At 34.7% G+C, this 20,078-nt stretch carries 21 protein-coding genes and 1 rRNA gene (1 of these 22 only partly in view); 20 read left to right on the forward strand and 2 right to left on the reverse strand.

Annotated elements, in window-relative coordinates:
* Window positions 1-16: 16 nt before the first annotated feature.
* The 5 genes from gcvH (at window position 17) to RBH94_RS07340 (ending at window position 4,698) form a co-directional block, all read left to right on the forward strand.
* Window positions 17-397 carry a glycine cleavage system protein GcvH gene (gene gcvH, locus RBH94_RS07320; protein WP_188224127.1) on the forward strand — a complete coding sequence of 127 codons (381 nt, stop codon included), beginning with the start codon at window positions 17-19 and terminating at the stop codon, window positions 395-397.
* Window positions 369-767, forward strand: a complete 399-nt coding sequence (locus RBH94_RS07325; protein WP_307883022.1) for a VanZ family protein — start codon at window positions 369-371, stop codon at window positions 765-767. Before gcvH ends, RBH94_RS07325 begins: the two co-directional genes overlap by 29 nt.
* 62 nt (window positions 768-829) lie before the next feature.
* Window positions 830-1,555, forward strand: coding sequence for an energy transducer TonB (locus RBH94_RS07330; RefSeq protein ID WP_188224129.1), 726 nt, complete (start codon window positions 830-832; stop codon window positions 1,553-1,555).
* 124 nt (window positions 1,556-1,679) lie between these two features.
* Window positions 1,680-2,480: an energy transducer TonB gene (locus tag RBH94_RS07335; RefSeq protein ID WP_307883023.1), complete on the forward strand. Its 801-nt coding sequence runs from the start codon at window positions 1,680-1,682 to the stop codon at window positions 2,478-2,480.
* A gap of 118 nt (window positions 2,481-2,598) precedes the next feature.
* Complete coding sequence (locus RBH94_RS07340) at window positions 2,599-4,698, forward strand: gliding motility protein RemB (protein WP_307883024.1); 2,100 nt, start codon at window positions 2,599-2,601, stop codon at window positions 4,696-4,698.
* A 35-nt stretch (window positions 4,699-4,733) separates the two neighbouring features.
* On the opposite strand, the gene RBH94_RS07345 is transcribed toward RBH94_RS07340, so the two are convergent.
* Window positions 4,734-5,240, reverse strand: coding sequence for a hypothetical protein (locus RBH94_RS07345; protein ID WP_307883025.1), 507 nt, complete (start codon window positions 5,238-5,240; stop codon window positions 4,734-4,736).
* A gap of 284 nt (window positions 5,241-5,524) precedes the next feature.
* On the opposite strand from RBH94_RS07345, the gene cyoE reads away from it, so the two are divergent.
* The 14 genes from cyoE to tsaB all read left to right on the forward strand — a co-directional run bounded on the left by cyoE (window position 5,525) and on the right by tsaB (window position 17,239).
* Window positions 5,525-6,418: a heme o synthase gene (gene cyoE, locus RBH94_RS07350; protein WP_307883026.1), complete on the forward strand. Its 894-nt coding sequence runs from the start codon at window positions 5,525-5,527 to the stop codon at window positions 6,416-6,418.
* 3 nt (window positions 6,419-6,421) lie between these two features.
* Window positions 6,422-7,003, forward strand: a complete 582-nt coding sequence (locus RBH94_RS07355; protein WP_307883027.1) for a cytochrome c oxidase subunit 3 — start codon at window positions 6,422-6,424, stop codon at window positions 7,001-7,003.
* A gap of 138 nt (window positions 7,004-7,141) precedes the next feature.
* Window positions 7,142-8,122, forward strand: a complete 981-nt coding sequence (locus RBH94_RS07360) for a cytochrome c oxidase subunit 3 (protein ID WP_307883028.1) — start codon at window positions 7,142-7,144, stop codon at window positions 8,120-8,122.
* Window positions 8,123-8,141: 19 nt separating this feature from the next.
* A complete protein-coding gene (locus RBH94_RS07365; protein WP_188224136.1) occupies window positions 8,142-8,522 on the forward strand; it encodes a cytochrome C oxidase subunit IV family protein in 381 nt (126 codons plus the stop codon).
* An 88-nt stretch (window positions 8,523-8,610) separates the two neighbouring features.
* A complete protein-coding gene (locus RBH94_RS07370) occupies window positions 8,611-9,333 on the forward strand; it encodes a hypothetical protein (RefSeq protein ID WP_307883029.1) in 723 nt (240 codons plus the stop codon).
* Window positions 9,320-10,063, forward strand: coding sequence for an SCO family protein (locus RBH94_RS07375; protein ID WP_307883030.1), 744 nt, complete (start codon window positions 9,320-9,322; stop codon window positions 10,061-10,063). Before RBH94_RS07370 ends, RBH94_RS07375 begins: the two co-directional genes overlap by 14 nt.
* Entirely contained in the window at window positions 10,056-10,589 is a 534-nt protein-coding gene (locus tag RBH94_RS07380) for a DUF420 domain-containing protein (RefSeq protein WP_307883031.1), read from the forward strand. Before RBH94_RS07375 ends, RBH94_RS07380 begins: the two co-directional genes overlap by 8 nt.
* Window positions 10,582-10,812 (forward strand): hypothetical protein, encoded by a 231-nt coding sequence (locus RBH94_RS07385; protein ID WP_307883032.1) that lies wholly within the window; start codon window positions 10,582-10,584, stop codon window positions 10,810-10,812. The genes RBH94_RS07380 and RBH94_RS07385 overlap by 8 nt, the downstream gene beginning before the upstream one ends.
* Window positions 10,813-10,902: 90 nt before the next feature.
* Window positions 10,903-11,604: an ABC transporter ATP-binding protein gene (locus RBH94_RS07390; protein ID WP_307883033.1), complete on the forward strand. Its 702-nt coding sequence runs from the start codon at window positions 10,903-10,905 to the stop codon at window positions 11,602-11,604.
* Window positions 11,597-12,826 carry an ABC transporter permease gene (locus RBH94_RS07395; RefSeq protein ID WP_307883034.1) on the forward strand — a complete coding sequence of 410 codons (1,230 nt, stop codon included), beginning with the start codon at window positions 11,597-11,599 and terminating at the stop codon, window positions 12,824-12,826. The genes RBH94_RS07390 and RBH94_RS07395 overlap by 8 nt, the downstream gene beginning before the upstream one ends.
* Window position 12,827: 1 nt before the next feature.
* Window positions 12,828-14,072 carry an ABC transporter permease gene (locus RBH94_RS07400; protein WP_307883035.1) on the forward strand — a complete coding sequence of 415 codons (1,245 nt, stop codon included), beginning with the start codon at window positions 12,828-12,830 and terminating at the stop codon, window positions 14,070-14,072.
* A 16-nt stretch (window positions 14,073-14,088) separates the two neighbouring features.
* The gene (locus RBH94_RS07405) at window positions 14,089-15,216 is read left to right on the forward strand and encodes an efflux RND transporter periplasmic adaptor subunit (RefSeq protein WP_307883036.1); all 1,128 of its coding nucleotides are present in this window, start codon (window positions 14,089-14,091) and stop codon (window positions 15,214-15,216) included.
* 14 nt (window positions 15,217-15,230) lie between these two features.
* Window positions 15,231-16,559, forward strand: a complete 1,329-nt coding sequence (locus tag RBH94_RS07410) for a TolC family protein (RefSeq protein ID WP_307883037.1) — start codon at window positions 15,231-15,233, stop codon at window positions 16,557-16,559.
* A 2-nt stretch (window positions 16,560-16,561) separates the two neighbouring features.
* Window positions 16,562-17,239, forward strand: a complete 678-nt coding sequence (gene tsaB, locus RBH94_RS07415) for a tRNA (adenosine(37)-N6)-threonylcarbamoyltransferase complex dimerization subunit type 1 TsaB (RefSeq protein ID WP_307883038.1) — start codon at window positions 16,562-16,564, stop codon at window positions 17,237-17,239.
* Here the strand turns inward: tsaB and RBH94_RS07420 are convergent.
* Window positions 17,236-18,066 carry a mechanosensitive ion channel family protein gene (locus RBH94_RS07420; RefSeq protein WP_307883039.1) on the reverse strand — a complete coding sequence of 277 codons (831 nt, stop codon included), beginning with the start codon at window positions 18,064-18,066 and terminating at the stop codon, window positions 17,236-17,238. The two genes, tsaB and RBH94_RS07420, sit on opposite strands and share 4 nt — an antisense overlap.
* 972 nt (window positions 18,067-19,038) lie before the next feature.
* Here RBH94_RS07420 and RBH94_RS07425 point away from each other — a divergent pair.
* Window positions 19,039-20,078: ribosomal RNA gene (locus RBH94_RS07425) — 16S ribosomal RNA — on the forward strand; it runs 478 nt beyond the window's last position.

Consider the following 20,078-nt stretch of genomic DNA (forward strand, 5'->3'; position numbering starts at 1 on the left):
ACTTATAAATAATAAAATGAATATTCCAGCAGAATTAAAATATACTAAAGACCACGAGTGGGTAAGTATAGACGGTGATGTAGCAACAATTGGTATTACAGATTTCGCACAAAGCGAGTTAGGTGATATTGTTTATGTTGAGGTTGAAACTGTTGATGAAACTTTAGAAGCTGAAGAAATTTTTGGAACTGTAGAAGCAGTTAAAACAGTATCGGATTTATTTTTACCATTATCTGGTGAAATTATTGAGTTTAATGAAGGTTTAGAAGATGCTCCAGAAACTGTAAACAGTGACCCTTACGGTGAAGGTTGGATGATAAAAGTAAAATGTTCAGATCTTTCTCAAGCTGAAGGTTTAATGTCTGCAGATGATTATAAAGCCCTTATTGGTGCTTAAGAAACAGCTGTTTTTAATAAGTGTTCTTTACACATTAACCTTAACGTTTGTGTGTTTAATGAAGCTTAAAGAACTTCCTGATGTTGGAATTTCTAACGCAGATAAGGTATTTCATAGTATAACTTATCTCATTTTAGCTTTGTTATGGTATGGCAGCTTTATAGTTAAGTTTAAGATACCAAATGTTAAAGCTTTAATTTATTCCGCTTTATTTTCCACAATTTTTGGTATAATTATTGAGGTATTACAAGGGATGGTAACAGTGACACGAAAACCTGATTTAGAGGATGTTATTGCAAACTCGACAGGGGTTCTGTTAGCTGTATTAGTAGCGTTGGTATACAACAGAACACAGATTAAAAAATTATAAAGACTTGCTTTTTTGACAAATAAATGGTTATTTTAGCAATCCTGAAAAAACGAATTTAAATTATGGAACCTAAAAAGAATCCTAAAGCTAATGTTGGACGTAACAGTTCACTTTACTTTGCAATTGGTTTAGCATTATTGTTATTCTTAACAAATCTTGCTATTAACTATAAGACTTACGACGACAAAGAGATTGAAATCGGTATGGTAGCGATGGAACAAGAGATAGAAGAAGAAATTCCTCTTACTAATCAGTTAGCTACGCCACCACCACCGCCACCACCACCAGCAGCACCAGAAGTGATTGAAGTGGTAGAGGATGAGGTTGAAGTAGAAGAGACTGTTATCGAATCTACAGAGGTGACTCAAGAAACTGAAATCGTAGAAGTTGCTGAGGTAGAAGTTGCAGATGCTGTAGAAGAGGATATTGAGGTTCCTTTTGCAGTAATTGAAAACGTACCAGTATTCCCAGGTTGTGAAAAGGAAAAAACAAATCAAGCCAAGAAAGAATGTATGTCTAAAAAGATTACACAATTTGTTGGTAGAAACTTTAACACTGATTTAGCAAGTGATTTAGGTTTATCAGGAAGACAGCGTATCAACGTTATCTTTAAAATTGATAAAACAGGTAACGTAACAGGTATTCGTGCCAGAGCACCACACCCAGGTTTAGAAAAAGAAGCTACTCGTGTAATCGGAAAGCTTCCTAAAATGGAACCAGGTAAGCAACGTGGAAAAGCGGTAACAGTACCATATTCTTTACCAATCGTTTTTCAAGTACAAGACTAAGGTACCACGTTTAATAACAAACGTTTATAATATTAAAAACCCGTTACAATTTTGTAACGGGTTTTCTTTTTTGGTATGCTTATTGTGACTTTATCATAATATTAACATTTAACTTTTAATAATTATGAGTAATTCAAAAAACACTCACGATCTCATTCGGCAAAATGAGCAAATCGTGAAAAAATCACAAAAGCATGAGGCTAATGTACAAAAAAACACAACCCTCTATTTTCAAATTGGATTAATAGTTTGTCTGCTATCGGCTTACGGACTTTTAGAAATGAAGTTTGAATCCGAGCTTCCAAAGGATTATGGTGATATTCCAGCCATAGAAATTAATGAAGAAATCGCAATCGAAAATATTAAAGTTCTTGAGGAGAACATTACGGAGCCTGTTCAGAAAAATCAGGAAAAAGTAGTCCTTTATGAAGAACCTAACGTTGTAGATAACGATATCATTTTTGAGGAACCTAAAGAGATTGTTACTGCTGAACAGAATACAACACCAAACGAAGATTTAGCAATAGGAGATATTGATGTAGTAGAGGCTCCGGTAGATAATGCACCCGTAGATTTTATAAGAGTAGAACAAGTGCCTATTTATCCGGGATGTGAAAAGGAAAAGGATAATGAAGGTAGAAAAAAATGTATGTCCGATAAAATCAAAAAACTTGTTCAAAAAAAGTTTAATACAGGCTTGGGTGGCGATTTAGGATTATCTGGTCGGCAGGTTATTTTTACCAGATTTACTATTGATAGAACAGGTCAATTAAATGATTTACAAATACGAGCACCCCACCCGGAACTAGAAAAAGAAGCGGAACGTGTTATAGAGTTTATTCCGCAAATGGAACCTGGTAAGCAACGTGACAAGAGTGTAAATGTCATTTATAATTTGCCTATCGTTTTTCAAGTTCAGGATTAAGTTTATTTAGTTAGAAAAAATAAAAGCCGGTATCTTCCAATGATATCGGCTTTTTTTAGTGAATGCATTGTTAAAAATATAGTATCTTTCTGCCAAATTCAACTTTAAATTGGTTTTCATGAAGCAATTCATTATCCTACTTTTTGTATGTCTTCAATATAGTGTGTATGCCCAAAATGAATTGTATTACGAAAAACCGCCCGTGTTTTCAAGTTGTGATTCTGTTGCGGTTAGTGAATTGCAAAAATGTTTTGATGCTAATGTTTATAATCATATTTATAACACCTTTCGGGTGCCTCAAAAAGTTACAGATGATGAATATAAAGGAGATATAGTGGTGTTATTTGAAGTGGATACCCTTGGCGCTTTTAAGGTTATTTATGTAGATGCGATGTACGAGGAGCTAAAAACGGAAACCAAACGTGTGTTTTCTCAATTTCCGAAAGTACTACCTGCAACTTATAATGGCAGAAAAACGTTTAAACAATATTCAATAAAGGTGAAGATTCCTTTAATTGATCAGGCCGAACTTCAAAGTCAGAGAGCTAAAACAAACAAAATTATAAACTTAGAGGAACAAGCTAAGACGGAGTTTGATAGTGTTAATGCGAATTTGGTTGCGTTTGAAAATAAGGCCTATTCCAGTCAGTTAAATATTCCGTTTACACATGCCGATTATGCGAAATTCGATAGACAGATTAATGTAGTTGGAACGAATAGTCATACTGCATCTAAACCTTTTGTGTATAAAGATGTAGCCAAGTATTACGATTTTAAAGCAGAAACAAAAAAACTTCAGCAGAATAGAGAAACCTGGTTTGGTAGAAAATTATGGAACGAACATTTGGTGCAGTTACAAGGAAAAGATTATTGGTTTACTATCGATCCGATTTTAGATTTAGAAGTCGGTAAAGATACGGATGCCGATTTTAGTTCAACCTATAATAATACCCGAGGGTTACGCGTACAAGGTGGTTTAGGTAAGAAGTTTAACTTTTTTACAACCGTTTATGAAAGTCAAGGGCGATTTGCACAGTACTTTAACCAGTATGCTGAGAGTTTAAAAGCTTTTGGACCAGATCCGGCCATTATTCCTGGACGGGGTATTGCGAAACGTTTTAAAACAGATTCGTATGATTATCCGGTAGCCGAAGCTTACTTGTCTTATGCCCCGGTCGATTTCTTAAATATTCAGTTTGGGCATGGTAAGAATTTTATTGGTGACGGATATCGCTCTTTACTATTGAGCGATGTGGCAAGTCCGCACCCATTTTTAAAATTAAACACCCAATTCTGGAAAATAAAGTACACGAATACCTGGATGTGGTTACGCGATGTGCGCCCTGAAGTGACTGAAGATGGTGCTTTTTTAACAAAGTATATGGCTAATCATTATCTAAGCTGGAATGTATCAAAACGATTAAATTTAGGGTTCTTCGAATCGGTAATGTGGACCGATGCTAATAGTCGTGGGTTTGATATTAATTATTTAAACCCCATTATTTTTTACAGAGCTATAGAGTTTGAAACTGGGCAAGACGCTGGAAATGCTATTTTGGGCGCCTCTGGAAAATATAAAGTGAACGATAATATTAACGTTTATAGTCAGTTTGTGTTAGATGAATTTAAACTTAGTGATGTAAAAGCTGGTGAAAGAAGTTGGACAAATAAATATGGTTATCAATTAGGAATAAAATATTTCAATGCCTTTAAAGTTGAAAACTTAATGCTTCAAGCAGAATACAATCGTATTCGTCCGTATACATATTCGCACAATACAATCGCTACCAACTATGGGCATAATAATCAATCTATGGCGCATCTGTGGGGTGCTAATTTTAGTGAGTTTATTTTAATTGGTCGTTATCATTATAATCGATGGTTTGCAAATGCAAAGTTGATTTTAGGTACACGCGGTTTAGATTTTAACGATGGAACCGATAATTACAGTTATGGAGGTGATGTGTACCGTGATTATGATGACAGGCCTTTTGATAAGGGTGTTGAAGTGGGGCAAGGAAATAAAACCAAAGTGTTTAACGGAAACCTTCAGGCAGGCTATTTAATTAATCCGGCATCGAACTTGAAAATTTTTGCAGATGTAACTTTCAGAGATTTTAACCCGGAAGCGGAAACAGCATCAACGTTTAAATCGAATACCGTTTGGATTAACTTTGGTATTCGAACTGATTTATTCAATTGGTATTTCGATTTTTAAAATTTAACCTTTTGACTATAAAGGTTTAAGTGGTTTTATTGGATGAATATTTGAGTAAATTGAATTTCTTTTGACTGTTCGTTTTCAAATAAAGGTGTGGTTTCAATATTTACAATTATTTTCCATTCAGTTTCCGATAGTTTTTCACCTTTAATTGTTCCGTTTTTTACTTGATATTGATTATGATTAACCCATGCTCCGAGCTGTTGATAATAACAGTTTGTTAAAAGAAGATCATTATCTGTATATTCAAAAGCCTCACTGGTATTTTCAATTTGAAAAACTAATTTCTCTTGCCACTCATCGTCAATTATATGGTCACATTGGGCTCCGATATGATTATATTCAAATAATAATTTATTTCCATCAACTATACTGTAGTTGTTTCTGTTAAATTCAGTGTCAAACTCAATTATTATTTCTTTTTGAGTATTCCAATTAGAAAGAATTGTTTCAGGATGACAATCATTTTCATCGTCATCATTATTACAAGAAAGAAAACAATTTGTAAGTATGAAGAGTAAATAAATATATTTTTTCATAAGGTTTTATTTTATAGATGCAAAGTTTGATAGAAGGTTGCGTTAAATTACGTACAATTTAATTCGATGTGATTTTGCTTCAACTTATTCATGCTCAACCAACTTTTTTAAATACCTGTAAAAAGCATTGGTCAAATTGGTATTAAAAAGTATCTTTGCACTCGCAAAAGAAAAGCGTGTAAGTGAAACTCATAAAAGAGTGCTTATAAAGCTTAAGAGAGAATGGTTTAATTTCGAGCTAAACTTCGGAGTATTAAAATCTCGATTATCGAGTAAAAAGAACATTGAGTAACTCAAAAACTTCATTAACAGCCCCTTCGGTTATTTCAGATTTTAAAGAAATCACGAAAATGCGCTTAGCATTAAGCGTGGTGTTTTCATCACTTGCCGGGTATTTATTAGGGGTTGATACGGTAAATTATAAAACACTTATCCTACTGGCTTTAGGTGGGTATTTTATGGTGGGAGCATCGAATGCCTTTAATCAGATTATAGAGAAAGATTTAGATGCTTTAATGAATCGAACCAAAAACAGACCGATTCCTTCAGGGCGTATGTCTGTAACAACTGCATTTATTATTGCCTGTGTATTTACGTTATTAGGTATCATTATTCTGTATGCTATAAACAAGCAAACAGCCATGTTTGGGGCGATATCTATTTTTCTATACACTTGTGTATATACACCGTTAAAAACTAAAACCCCATTAGCAGTATTTGTTGGAGCGATTCCAGGGGCGATTCCATTTATGTTAGGATGGGTGGCAGCGACAGACGATTTTGGTATTGAACCGGGAACCTTATTTGCGCTTCAGTTTTTCTGGCAATTCCCGCATTTTTGGGCCATAGGCTGGTTTTTATATGAGGATTATAAAAAAGGAGGCTTTTTTATGCTACCAACAGGAAAGCAGGATAAAGGTACTGCGGTACAAATTATAATGTATACCATCTGGACTATTTTAGTGTCTATTATTCCAGTATTTGGTTTTACCGGAAAATTAGAGTTGAGTATTGTATCGGCTGTAATTGTATTCTTATTAGGGGTATGGATGTTGTATTATGCCTTCCGATTATTCAAAATAATGACTGAAAAGGCAGCCAGACAATTGATGCTGGTTAGCGTATCGTATATATCGCTAATACAAATTGTATACGTAATTGATAAATTTATTAGATAGACCATGGATTTAACACAGGGTACAAGAGAAGAAAAAACAGGAAGAGCTAAAAAAATGATGCTGTGGTTTGGTATCATTTCCTTAGTGATGTCGTTTGCAGGCTGGACGAGTGCTTTTATTGTGAGTAGTTCACGACCAGATTGGTTAAAAGACTTTCAATTACCAAATGCTTTTATAATAAGTACCGTTGTAATTGTTGCCAGTAGTGTTTCTTTCTTTTTGGCAAAGCAAGCTTTAAAAAAGGATAACAGGACTGGTACCATGCTTTGGTTAGTGGTAACGTTAGTGTTAGGTGTGGTTTTTATTTACAACCAGTTTGCAGGTTTTCAGCAAATCATAGAATTAGGGTATAACTTTACAGGGCCAACCAGTAATGTAACCATGTCTTACGTTTATGTTATTGCGGTAATGCACATATTGCACGTTGTGGCTGGGTTAATTTGTTTATTGGTGGTAATTTATAATCATTTTAAACAGAAGTATTCATCTAGCAATATGCTTGGCTTTGAGCTTGCTGCAACATTTTGGCATTTTGTTGATATACTGTGGGTATATCTATTTCTCTTTTTATATTTCGTAAGATAAAATAATTCACTTTTTTATAAAATCGTTGTAAACATCGGTAAACATCGGCATTTAAGCACTTAAAAATTAAGTTTGATGTTTTATTACATGAATAAAATACTTATTTTTGTCCAAATTTTAAAATAATAACCAACATATATGAGTACTACAGTTGTAACTACTGAGACAGAAGGTAAAACTTGGGGTGGTGGTAATGAGCCACTTAAGGCAAGTTACGGTAAGATGATGATGTGGTTTTTCATCGTTTCTGATGCCTTAACATTTTCAGGTTTTTTAGCGGCCTATGGGTTTTCAAGATTTAAATTTATTGATGCGTGGCCAATAGCCGACGAAGTATTTACTCACGTGCCGTTTTTACACGGGCAAGAGTTGCCAATGATTTATGTGGCATTTATGACTTTTGTGCTTATCATGTCGTCTGTAACTATGGTTTTAGCTGTAGATGCAGGACATCACTTAAATAAAGCGAAAGTTACTTTATATATGTTCTTAACCATTATAGGTGGTTTAATCTTCGTAGGTTCTCAAGCATGGGAGTGGGCGACATTCATTAAAGGAGATTTTGGAGCAGTAGAAACTAAAGGTGGTAACATTTTACAATTTGTAGATGCTGAAGGTCACCGTGTGGCATTAAAAGATTTTGTAGTTGCAGGTGAGCACGATCGTGTTCAGCAAGAACGTAAAAACGGATTATGGTTCGTAGGTGAAGGTAGTTTACCAAGCTATACTGTAGAAGACGTTATTCACAGCTTCGAGGCTAACGATAACCTTTTAATTAGAACTCAGGAACTAACTGAAGATGGTCAGAAAACGGTTTTATCAAGAGCTGAGTCTTTAAACCAATTAAAAACTAACGGAAAATTAGTGGTAGAAGGTGCTAACTTACAGCACAATGAATACGGTTCGCCATTGTTCGCAGATTTCTTCTTCTTTATAACCGGTTTCCACGGATTCCACGTGTTCTCTGGAGTTGTTCTTAACATCATTATTTTCTTTAATGTTGTTTTGGGGACTTACGAAAAACGTAAGAGTTACGAGATGGTTGAGAAAGTTGGATTATATTGGCACTTTGTCGATTTAGTTTGGGTATTTGTATTTACATTCTTCTACCTAGTTTAATATTAAAAATAGCATTAAAATGGCACAAGATCATAAATTAGAAATATTTAGAGGATTAGTAAAGTTTAAATCCAATACTCAAAAAATTTGGGGTGTTTTAATTTTCTTATCTATTGTTACTGCAATTGAAGTTATTTTAGGTATTTACAAGCCAGAAGCTTTAATGGCAAAGGTGTTAGGTATGAAATTACTTAACTGGATATTCATCATTTTAACCATCGTAAAAGCATATTATATTACATGGGACTTCATGCACATGCGTGATGAAACCAAAGGATTAAGACGCGCTGTTGTTTGGACAACCATTTTCTTAATTCTTTATTTAACCTTCATCTTATTACAAGAAGGTGGATATGTATTTAACGTTTACGATAAAGGATATATAAAATCAGATTTTTAACTATTATAATTTAGTTAAATAGAAATATAAAGGCGGTTATTAAACCGCCTTTTTTTATTTTTGCACCGCAATACACAACAGGTATTTAATGAATTACAAGAAAATAAGTAGATACGTCGTTTTAGCAGTTTTATTCTTTCTGCCTGTAACCTTTCTATTGTTTTTATATCCGGCAACACATAACTACACGCCGCTGGATATTGTGAATACATCGGTAATAGATATCGATGGATTTACATCCGAAGAAGATGGCGATATTCTTTTAAAAGACCACATTACAGTTTTAGGGTTTTTAGGAATCAATCCAATGGATAATGCGGTTGAAGCTTCAAATTTAAAGGAGTTGGTTTACGATAAATTTAAAGGCTTTAAAAAGTTTCAAATTGTGTTGGTTGTACCTAACGGAACAGAACAATCTGTTGAAAAATTAAAGGAAGAAGTCTTTACTTATGAAGACTTAAAATTCTGGCATTTTGTTTATGGTACACCTGAACAAATTGAAAAAGTGTATGCAAGTTTAAAAAGTGAAGAAGCTTTAGGGGCGAGATTAGAAACCAATAAAATTTTTATCATCGATAAAGACTTATACCAACGAGGGCGATTCGACGATAGAGAAGACCGTGAGAAAGAAAAGAATAATCCGGTTTATGGTTTGTATGCATACAACACGATTGAAGTTGCTGAAATTAAAAATAAGATGAGCGACGATTTGCGTATCTTGTTTACCGAGTACAGACAGAAGCGTAAAGGCGAATTCGATTCGTCAAGCCGAAGAGAGAACGATTTAAAAAACAGTTATGAAGAAGAATAATTATTCATACATAGGTATTGGATTTATCATTCTGTTGTTTGGTATTTTATTTATACCAAAGATTATAGATCGCATTCAAAATAACGACGTGGTTCGTGATGAAAGTAGAAGCGATTTTGCAAATGAAAATAGAGACCATACATCCGATTTAGCTTTTATTGAAGTTGATGGTGTGCCTAAAAAAGTACCGGTATTTTCATTTACCGACCAAAATGGAAAAACTGTAACCAATGAAGATTACGTAGGTAAGGTGTACGTGGTAGAATTCTTTTTTACAACGTGTCCAACCATTTGTCCAAGAATGAGTAAAAATCTGGTTCAAATTCAAAATACATTTAAAGATTTTGAAAACTTTGGAGTAGCATCATTCACTATAAACCCTGCTTATGATACGGTAGAAGTGTTAAAGGAGTATGCAACTCAGTATGGTGTTACAAACCCTCACTGGCATTTAATGACTGGTGATCGCGATGCGATTTATAAATTGTCTAATGAAGGGTTTAATTTATATTCAGCCGAAGATGAAAATGCAGCTGGTGGTTTCGAACATTCTGGTAACTTTGCATTAATTGATAAAAACGGATTTATAAGATCTAGAAAAGACGATTACGGAAATCCAATTATATATTACAGAGGAATAGCTTCAGAAGAAGAGCAATTAGATGAAGATGGGGCACCTCAGGAAATCACGGCATTAAAAGAAGATATTAAAAAATTACTTGATGAATAATTCAGAACAAATTATAGACGATAAAAAGTATAATAAGTTAATTGTTGTTTTATCGGTGGTTATCCCGGTAGTGGTTGCTGTTTTATTTGGTGTTAAAATCGATGCTACGCTTCCCGTATTTTTACCTCCAATTTATGCAACGATTAATGCGATTACGGCCTTGGTTTTGGTATTAGCTTTTATAGCAGTGCAAAATGGAAAAATTAAATTGCATGAACAACTAATGAAGTTTGCTATTATTTTATCCTTACTATTCTTAGTGATGTATGTGGCTTATCATATGACGAGCGATTCTACCAAATTTGGAGGAGAAGGCGTATTAAAGTATATGTATTATTTTGTTTTAATAACGCATATTTTAATGTCCATTATAGTAATACCGTTTGTGCTTATTACTTACGTACGAGGGATTACCAATAATATTGAAAAGCATAAGAAAATAGCAAAAATTACATTTCCTTTATGGTTGTACGTAGCTATTACCGGTGTTGTAGTTTACATTATGATTTCTCCATATTATGCATAATTCAGTAAAATATAAAATTATATTCAGTGTTTTTACATTAGTTTCTTTTTTAGAAACCAATGCGCAGTGTGCTATGTGTCGTGCCGTTTTAGAAAGTGAAGAAGGGCAATCTGCGGCGCAGGGAATAAATGATGGGATTGTATATTTAATGGCCCTGCCTTACATATTAGTGGGAGGTATCGGCTATCTTATTTATAAGAAATTTAACACCTCAAAAAAATAAAGTCTAAATTTTTTAAACTATTTTGTAACATATTCTTGCTTAGTGAGTCTAACTTCCAAACGACCCTAAGTAATCAAACTTTCTTAGTATATGTTACAAATTCATGAATTGCACAAATCCTATCCTATAGGTGACTCCAGTTTACACGTATTAAAAGGTATCGATTTATCGGTTGAAGAAGGCGAAATGGTGGCTATAATGGGGTCTTCAGGTTCAGGTAAGTCTACCTTGTTAAATATTATTGGAATGCTTGATGAAGCAGATTCTGGTGATTATATTCTGGATGGTTTAACCATTAAAGATCTTACCGAAAAGAAGGCAGCTGTTTACCGAAATAAATTTCTAGGCTTCATTTTTCAATCCTTCAATCTCATTAATTATAAAACGGCCCTTGAAAATGTAGCACTACCTCTATACTACCAAGGGATGAAAAGAAAGGAACGTTTAGAGCTGGCCTTGTTTCATTTGGGAAAGGTTGGATTAGCCGAATGGTCTCATCATTTACCCAAGGAACTTTCCGGAGGGCAAAAACAACGTGTGGCGATTGCCCGTGCATTAGCTGCAAATCCTAAATTATTACTGGCCGATGAGCCAACGGGAGCGCTCGATACCAAAACATCTCACGAAATTATGGCATTCATTCAGCAGTTAAATGATGAAGGAAAAACTATTTTAATGGTAACCCATGAAGAAGATATCGCCAATATGTGTAAGCGTATTATTCGTTTAAGAGATGGCGTCATTATGGAAGATACTAAAGTCGATCAAGTAAGAGCCGAGCAGTATGTTTGATTTAGATCTTTGGAGAGAAATATTTCAAAGTATAAATAAAAACAGAACCCGAAGTCTACTTTCTGGGTTTACTGTCGCATTTGCTATTTTACTATTTGCCATTCTTTTTGGTATTGCCAATGGTTTAAAAAACACATTTAAAGAAGCTTTTGGTGATGATGCTACAAATGTAATTTTTATCAATTCAGGTACGACAACTCAGGCAAATAAGGGACTTCAAGCTGGAAGAAAAATTCAATTCAAAAACGAAGATTTCGATTTTATTAAGGACGAATTTGGTGAAAAAGTTGAATTCATTACTGGTCGTATATATCGAAATGTAAATGCATCCTATAGAAGTGAGAAAAATAGTTATAGTGTTAGGGCTGTTCACCCAGACCATCAGTTTTTGGAAAAAACTAAAATTAGAGAAGGAAGATATATTAATCAAAACGATTTAAACAATCTTACAAAAGTGGTAATAATAGGTCGTTTGGTTGAAGAAGATTTGTTTTCTAAAACCACGGCTATGGGAAAATACATTAATTTAAGTGGTATTCCTTATAAAGTGGTGGGGGTTTTTACCGATGATGGAGGAGATAATGAAGAGCGATTAATTTATATGCCTATTTCTACAGCACAACAAGTCTATGGTAATAATGACTATATCGACCAGATAAATTTGTCTTATAATCCCGAATTAAATTATGACCAGGCCTTGGCTTTCGGAAACGATTTAACACGGGAATTAAAAAAGCGGTTTTCAGTAGCTACTTCAGATCAACGAGCCATCCGAATTTTTAATCTTGCCGAAAGCTCTAAAAGAGTAGATATGATGACCTTTAGTTTAACGGTAATTATTTTGGTTATTGGTTTTGGTACATTGGTCGCAGGTGTAGTGGGGATTAGTAATATTATGATTTTTATAGTTAAGGAACGTACTAAGGAAATTGGAATTCGTAAAGCATTAGGTGCTTCACCTCGATCTATAGTTTCTATAATTTTAATAGAATCTATTTTAATTACCGCTATTGCTGGCTATGTAGGATTATTGGTAGGTATTGGTGTATTAGAATTGGCAGGCCCTAGTTTAGAGGCTTACTTTATAAAAGATCCAGGTGTTAGCAATAGCTTAGTGTTTGGTGCAACAATTACCTTAATTATTGCCGGTGGTATTGCTGGGTATGTCCCAGCAAAAAAAGCATCTCAAATAAAACCAATTGTAGCTTTAAGAAACGATTAATATGTTTAGATTTTTATTCGACAGAGATACTTGGCAAGAAGTTTTAGATAGTTTAAATAAAAATAAACTTCGCTCTGTATTGACTATGGTTGGTGTTTGGTGGGGTATATTGTTACTTATTGGCTTGTTAGGCTCGGCTAGAGGTTTGGAAAATTCTTTTAATCGATTATTTGGGGATTTTGCAACTAATAGTGTTTTTATCTGGGGACAAAAAACAAGTAAACCATTTAAGGGGTTTCAAGAAGGTAAGAGTGTGCAATTGTCTTTAACTGACGCAAAAAAAATAGAGGAGAACATAGATGGTATTGAATTTGTTTTGCCTCGTAATCAACAACAGGTATCGGCAACTCGAAATTTTCAAACAGGTAGTTTTAGTATGGCGGGTGATTATCCGTTATTAGATAAGCTTCAAAAGAAAGATTTGCTTAATGGGCGTTTTATTAACGAAAATGATATTAAGGATAATAAAAAAGTAGTAGCAATTTCAGATGATGTTTATAAACAACTTTTTGAAAAGGATGAAAATGCTATAGGTGAATATGTTGAATTGAACGGTATCAATTTTAAAGTTATTGGTGTTTTCGATGTTGGAGATATTAGAATGGGTCCTACTCAGGATATGCATATTCCTTTTACTACCTATCAACAAATATACAATCAAGGCGACCGCATTGGCTGGTTAATGATTACTGGTAAGTCAGGATTCAATATCAAGCAAATAGAGCTTGATACAAAACTCTTACTGAAAAATTTAAATAGCATTCACCCCGATGATAATCGAGCTTTCGGAAGTTTTAATCTAGGTAAAGAATTTGCCAAGTTTACCGGGTTTTTAACCGGAATGCAATTTTTAACATGGTTTGTTGGTATAGCAACACTTATCGCGGGAGTTTTCGCTATCGGAAATATTTTATTAATTACCGTTAGAGAGCGTACCAAAGAGATTGGGGTTAGAAGAGCTTTGGGGGCGACACCTTTTGAAATTAAGAGGCAAATTGTTGTTGAAGCAGTTTTTATAACCTTAATCGCAGGAATTTTAGGAATTATTTCCGGAGGATGGATTTTAATTTTATTAGACCATTTGTTCGGACAAGGAGAGGATGCAGCATTGGTAAATGCCTCTGTATCTATCGCTGTTGTGTTTATAGCATTAGTCATATTAGTTATTCTGGGAACTTTAATAGGGCTTATTCCTGCCTTTAAAGCTACCAGTATAAAACCCATAGAAGCATTAAGAGAAGAGTAACAATCAAAAAAAGAACATGAGTAAAACAGTAAAAATTATAATTGGAATTGTTGGTTTAATTTTACTATTGGTGGTTTTAAAATATTTTAAAGATGCCAACTCCAAAGCTATTGAAGATTTTAAGGTAGAGGAACCTTTTTACACATCTATTAATACGCAGGCCGTGGCCACAGGAAAATTAAATCCGGAAGAAGAAATTGAATTGAAGCCACAAATTTCAGGAATTATCGATGAAATTCTGGTGGAGGAAGGTGATAAGGTAGAAAAAGGAGATTTAATCGCTAAAATTCGGGTAGTACCTAACGAGCAAAGTTTGGTAAGTGCCAACAGTCAGATAAAAACAGCACAATTGGCTTTTAACAATGCAGAAACCTTATATAACAGAAATAAATCGCTTTTTGAAAAAGGTGTGATTGCTCAGCAGGATTTTGAAAATAGTGAGTTGTCGTTTAATCAGGCAAAGGAAACGTTACGACAGGCACAAAATAATTATCAAATAATAAAAAGAGGGTCTATTTCGGGAGGAGCATCGGCCAATACCAATATTATTGCGCAAATATCAGGGACTATTTTAGAGATTCCGGTGCGTGAAGGAGATCAGGTGATTGAAAGTAATAACTTCAATGATGGAACAACCATTGCAACAGTTGCCGACATGAGCCAAATGATATTTGAAGGTAAGGTTGATGAGGCTGAAGTTGGTAAAATTTCAGAAGGTAAGGAAATAAAGGTAGTGTTAGGAGCTATAAAAGATAAGGATTTTCCTGCAACATTAATTTTCATAGCACCTAAAGGGATTGAAGAGAATGGTGCTGTTCAATTTACCATTAAAGCTAACGTAACAATCGATGAAGGTATAAATGTAAGAGCCGGATATAGTGCCAATGCAGAAATAGACATTGAAAGTAAAGATAGTGTATTTGCAATCCGAGAAGCATTACTTCAGTATAACCGAATAACCGAAAAACCTTTTGTTGAAATATTAGAAGAAGAAGGTAAATACAAAAACGTAGATGTGGAGTTAGGAATTTCAGATGGTATTAATGTTGAAATTACAGAAGGTTTAAAAGAAGGAGATAAAGTTAAAGTCTGGAACAAGGCTTCGGAAGATGAAAAGGAAGAAGGCAGAGGTCCTAGACACTAAAAGATAAATTGATTATGTTTAAATTAAAGAACTATATAATTTTAACACTGCTTTTTGGAGTGGCGTCTGCTTTTGCGCAACAAAAAACATGGAGCTTACAGGAGTGTATAGATTATGCTTTAGAGAATAATATTAGTGTACAAAAGTCTAATAATTCTATTTTAACAAGCGAACAAAATGTAATAGCTGCAAAAGGTAATTTGTTACCTTCTTTAGGAGCAAGTACTAGCCAGTCTATGGGTTTTGGTAATCAAGAATTATTTCAAGGGCAGTTTGTTAATCGTACATCTCACCAAACTAATGTTGGAATACAGGTTTCGCAAAATATATTTAACGGTTTTCGCAATACAAATATTTATAAACAGTCGTTACTGTCGCAAGAGGCGAGTGAATTGCAATTGCAGCAATTAAAAGATGATATTTCGCTAAATGTAGCTAATGCTTATTTAAATGTGTTATTTAATAAGGAAAATTTAGAGATTGCAAAGACGCAAATTGAATTTTCTAAAAGCCAATTAGAGCAGGTTAAAAGTTTTGTAGATGCGGGTGTTCAGCCCAGAGCCAATATTTTTGATGCCGAAGCTACTTTGGCTTCAGATGAGCAGAGTTTAACAACTGCCGAAAACAATTATAATTTGTCCTTGCTAACATTGTCGCAATTGCTTCAAATTCCATATAAAGGATTTCAAGTTGAAATAATAAATATTGATTCATCTTATTTAGCTTTGTTTTACAACGATGTCGATTCTATTTTAGAATATGCTTATGGTAATAGAAATGAAATTAAACTGGCAGAAAAAAATATAGAAGTAGCCGAGCTGGGTACCGAAATTAATAAAGCAGGGTATTGGCCAAGTGTAAGTTTTGGTTATGGTTTTGGGTCTAATGTTTTTTATTCCAATTTAACCGAAAATGAAGACTCATTTTTTAATCAGCTTAATAATCAAAAATCACATTCGTTTAGATTAGGAGTAAGTATTCCTATTTTTTCACAGTTTCAAAATAAAACGGCAGTAGCTAAATCACAAATTCAGGAATTAAACTCTAAATTAGATTTACAGCAGGCTAAATTAGATTTAGAAGGTAATATTCAAAGAGCATTTACCGATGCTCAAGCAGCATTGAAAGCTTACGAATCGGCAAAAAAATCTATCGAATCTCAAAAACTGGCCTTCGAAAATGCCGAAGAACGTTACAAATTTGGGAATATGACGGCTTTCGATTTAGAGCAAACCAGAATAAGATACTTAAATGCACAGAATTTATTAATAAATGCGAAGTATGATTTTGTTTTTAAGACAAAAGTTTTAGACTTTTACATGGGAAAAACAATAACAAATTAAAATTGGCATTAATACTTAACATAGAAACGGCTACAACAAACTGTTCTGTAGCTTTATCGAGAGATGGAGAGACAATCTTTTTAAAAGAAGATAACAGCAAAAACTATTCACATGCCGAAAGTTTACATGTATTTATCGATTCAGTTTTAAAGGAAGCTAATGTTGATGCTAAAGATTTAGATGCTATTGCTATAAGTAAAGGTCCGGGGTCTTATACTGGTTTACGTATTGGGGTGTCGGCAGCAAAAGGCTTATGTTTTGCTTTAGATAAACCTTTAGTCTCTGTGCCAACATTACAGGCTTTGGCTCGCCAGGTAAAAATTACCGATGGCGTTATTGTGTCGATGCTAGACGCCAGACGTATGGAAGTGTATTCGGCAATTTATGATTTTAATTATGCTGAGGTAAGAGCAACTGAAGCCCAAATTTTAGATGAAAACGCGTTCGCGGAATATTTAAATCAGGGTAAAGTATACTTTATAGGTAACGGTGTGGAAAAGACCAAGACCTTAATTCAGCATCCTAATGCTGTTTTTATTGATGAAAAGTTACCGTCGGCAAATGAAATGGGAGCAATAAGTGATGCTAAGTACAAAAAAAGCGACACCGAAGATGTCGCTTATTTTGAGCCTTATTATTTAAAAGACTTTGTGGTTACAAAACCAAAACCGAAGTCTTAAGCATTTTTGTGTATTTCTACTTGATGTGGGTAAGGAATTTCAATACCAGCAGCATCAAGAGCTAATTTAATGTTTTCCATACATTCAAAGTAAACGGTCCAGTAATCTTCAGAGTTACACCATGGCCTTACAGCAAAGTTTACAGAGCTATCAGCCAATTCTAAAACATTAACAGTTGGAGCAGGAGTATCAATTACTTTTGGGTGTGATGTTAACACATTCATTAAAACCTCTTTGGTTTGTTTAATGTCTGAGTCATAACTGACACCAATAACTAAGTCAACACGACGTGTGCCTTCAGTAGTGTAATTAATAATGTTTCCGTTTGATAAGGCACCATTCGGAATAATAATTTCTTTGTTTGAAAGTCCTGTTAATTTTGTAGTGAAAATTTCGATGTGTTTTACAACACCTATCTCACCTTGAGCCTCAATTAAATCACCAATTTTAAAAGGTTTAAAAATCATAATTAAAACCCCTCCGGCAAAATTACCTAACGATCCTTGTAAAGCCATACCCACAGCTAAACCAGCGGCGGCAATAATGGCAGCAAAAGAAGTGGTTGGAACACCAAGGGTTCCTAAAAGGGTAATAATTAAAAGGATTTTTAAGCCCCAGCTAAAAAGGTTTAATAAAAATCTTTGCAGACTTTCCTCATAATTACTTTTCGACATAATTTTTCGAGATGCCTTCAAGATGTTTTTAATAATCCACGATCCAATAATCCAGATTAGAATCGCTCCGATCACTTTCAGCCCGTATTCTGTAATAAAGTCCATTAACTTCGATGAGTCAAAACTTTCAAAATCAATTTCTGCTAAATTCATAATGTGTTTGTTTAAATTTCATTCAAAAATATTAACTAATCTAGACTTTACCCCGAAAAACCGGTAAAAAAATAGTTAAATCCTACAAAAGTCATAATTAGTTAAGTGTGTTTACGCTGCATAAGACCTTTAAATTATGTTCGGGTCACATCTATATAGAATGTTTTGGGCGTTCTCCTTCGCAATACTTCGGGTCGGGCTATCCATTATATCTTTTTATGCTACTATATGTAATAGAGTAATAAGTGGTATTTATTATACATATATATGATAAAGAAGTAGGATGCAAGCATAAAAAGGATGTCATTCCTATCCCTAACGCAGAAATCAACTTTATATAGTGTATAGTAGAGACATTATTATATCTATTTATTTATATACTATAAAGAATGTTTAAGCTTGATTGTAATTTAAATCAGTGTTAACTCATTGAGAATAAGCTTGGGGTAAAAAAGATTCAAAAAAAGGTTTAAAAAAGTTTGTTTGGTAGAGAAAAAGGGTGGTATATTTGCAGCCCGTTAGCGGCGAAGCTGCTAGGGTAAGTTCATAAAAAAGGTGGTGATACGAGGTTTAAATAGTTGGTTTTCAAACCAAATAAAAAAACTTCAAAAAAATATCAAAATACAGTTTGTAGAATTAAAAAAGGTTGTATGTTTGCAGCCGCAAAAATAGCGAGCGTTATGAGTAGCGAAGTTCTTATAAGATGTGTTGGTATGGTTGAGAAAAGCGGAGTTTAAGAGCTTTAAAATTTTTCTCAAAAAAAGTATCAAAACTATTGTGAGGTTAAAAAAAGGGTTTTATATTTGCACCCGCTTAACGAGGAAACGAGTTAAGGAACAAAGAGAAATAAGTTCATAAACATATTGAATTGACAGCGTAAAATAATAATTGGAAACGGTTATTATTGACTAAGAGAATAAACCATTTTGAGTACTAGAGATTCTAATTAGTTGTTAAAATATTTAAAATTTAACGATGAAGAGTTTGATCCTGGCTCAGGATGAACGCTAGCGGCAGGCCTAACACATGCAAGTCGAGGGGTAACAGGGTGCTTGCACCGCTGACGACCGGCGCACGGGTGCGTAACGCGTATACAATCTGCCTTGTACTGAGGGATAGCCCAGAGAAATTTGGATTAATACCTCATAGTATGTTCTAGTTGCATGACTTAAACATTAAAGGTTACGGTACAAGATGAGTATGCGTCCTATTAGCTAGATGGAGTGGTAACGGCACCCCATGGCGACGATAGGTAGGGGGCCTGAGAGGGTTATCCCCCACACTGGTACTGAGACACGGACCAGACTCCTACGGGAGGCAGCAGTGAGGAATATTGGACAATGGGCGCAAGCCTGATCCAGCCATGCCGCGTGCAGGAAGACTGCCCTATGGGTTGTAAACTGCTTTTATACGGGAAGAAACCACTCTACGTGTAGAGTCTTGACGGTACCGTAAGAATAAGGATCGGCTAACTCCGTGCCAGCAGCCGCGGTAATACGGAGGATCCAAGCGTTATCCGGAATCATTGGGTTTAAAGGGTCCGTAGGTGGAAGATTAAGTCAGAGGTGAAATCCTGCAGCTCAACTGTAGAATTGCCTTTGATACTGGTTTTCTTGAATCATTATGAAGTGGTTAGAATATGTAGTGTAGCGGTGAAATGCATAGATATTACATAGAATACCAATTGCGAAGGCAGATCACTAATAATGTATTGACACTGATGGACGAAAGCGTGGGGAGCGAACAGGATTAGATACCCTGGTAGTCCACGCCGTAAACGATGGATACTAGCTGTTCGGCTTTCGGGCTGAGTGGCTAAGCGAAAGTGATAAGTATCCCACCTGGGGAGTACGTTCGCAAGAATGAAACTCAAAGGAATTGACGGGGGCCCGCACAAGCGGTGGAGCATGTGGTTTAATTCGATGATACGCGAGGAACCTTACCAGGGCTTAAATGTAAGTTGCATGATTTAGAGATAGATCTTTCTTCGGACTACTTACAAGGTGCTGCAT

The sequence above is a fragment of the Aestuariibaculum sp. YM273 genome, assembly GCF_030908365.1.
Classification (GTDB): Bacteria; Bacteroidota; Bacteroidia; order Flavobacteriales; family Flavobacteriaceae; genus Aestuariibaculum; species Aestuariibaculum marinum.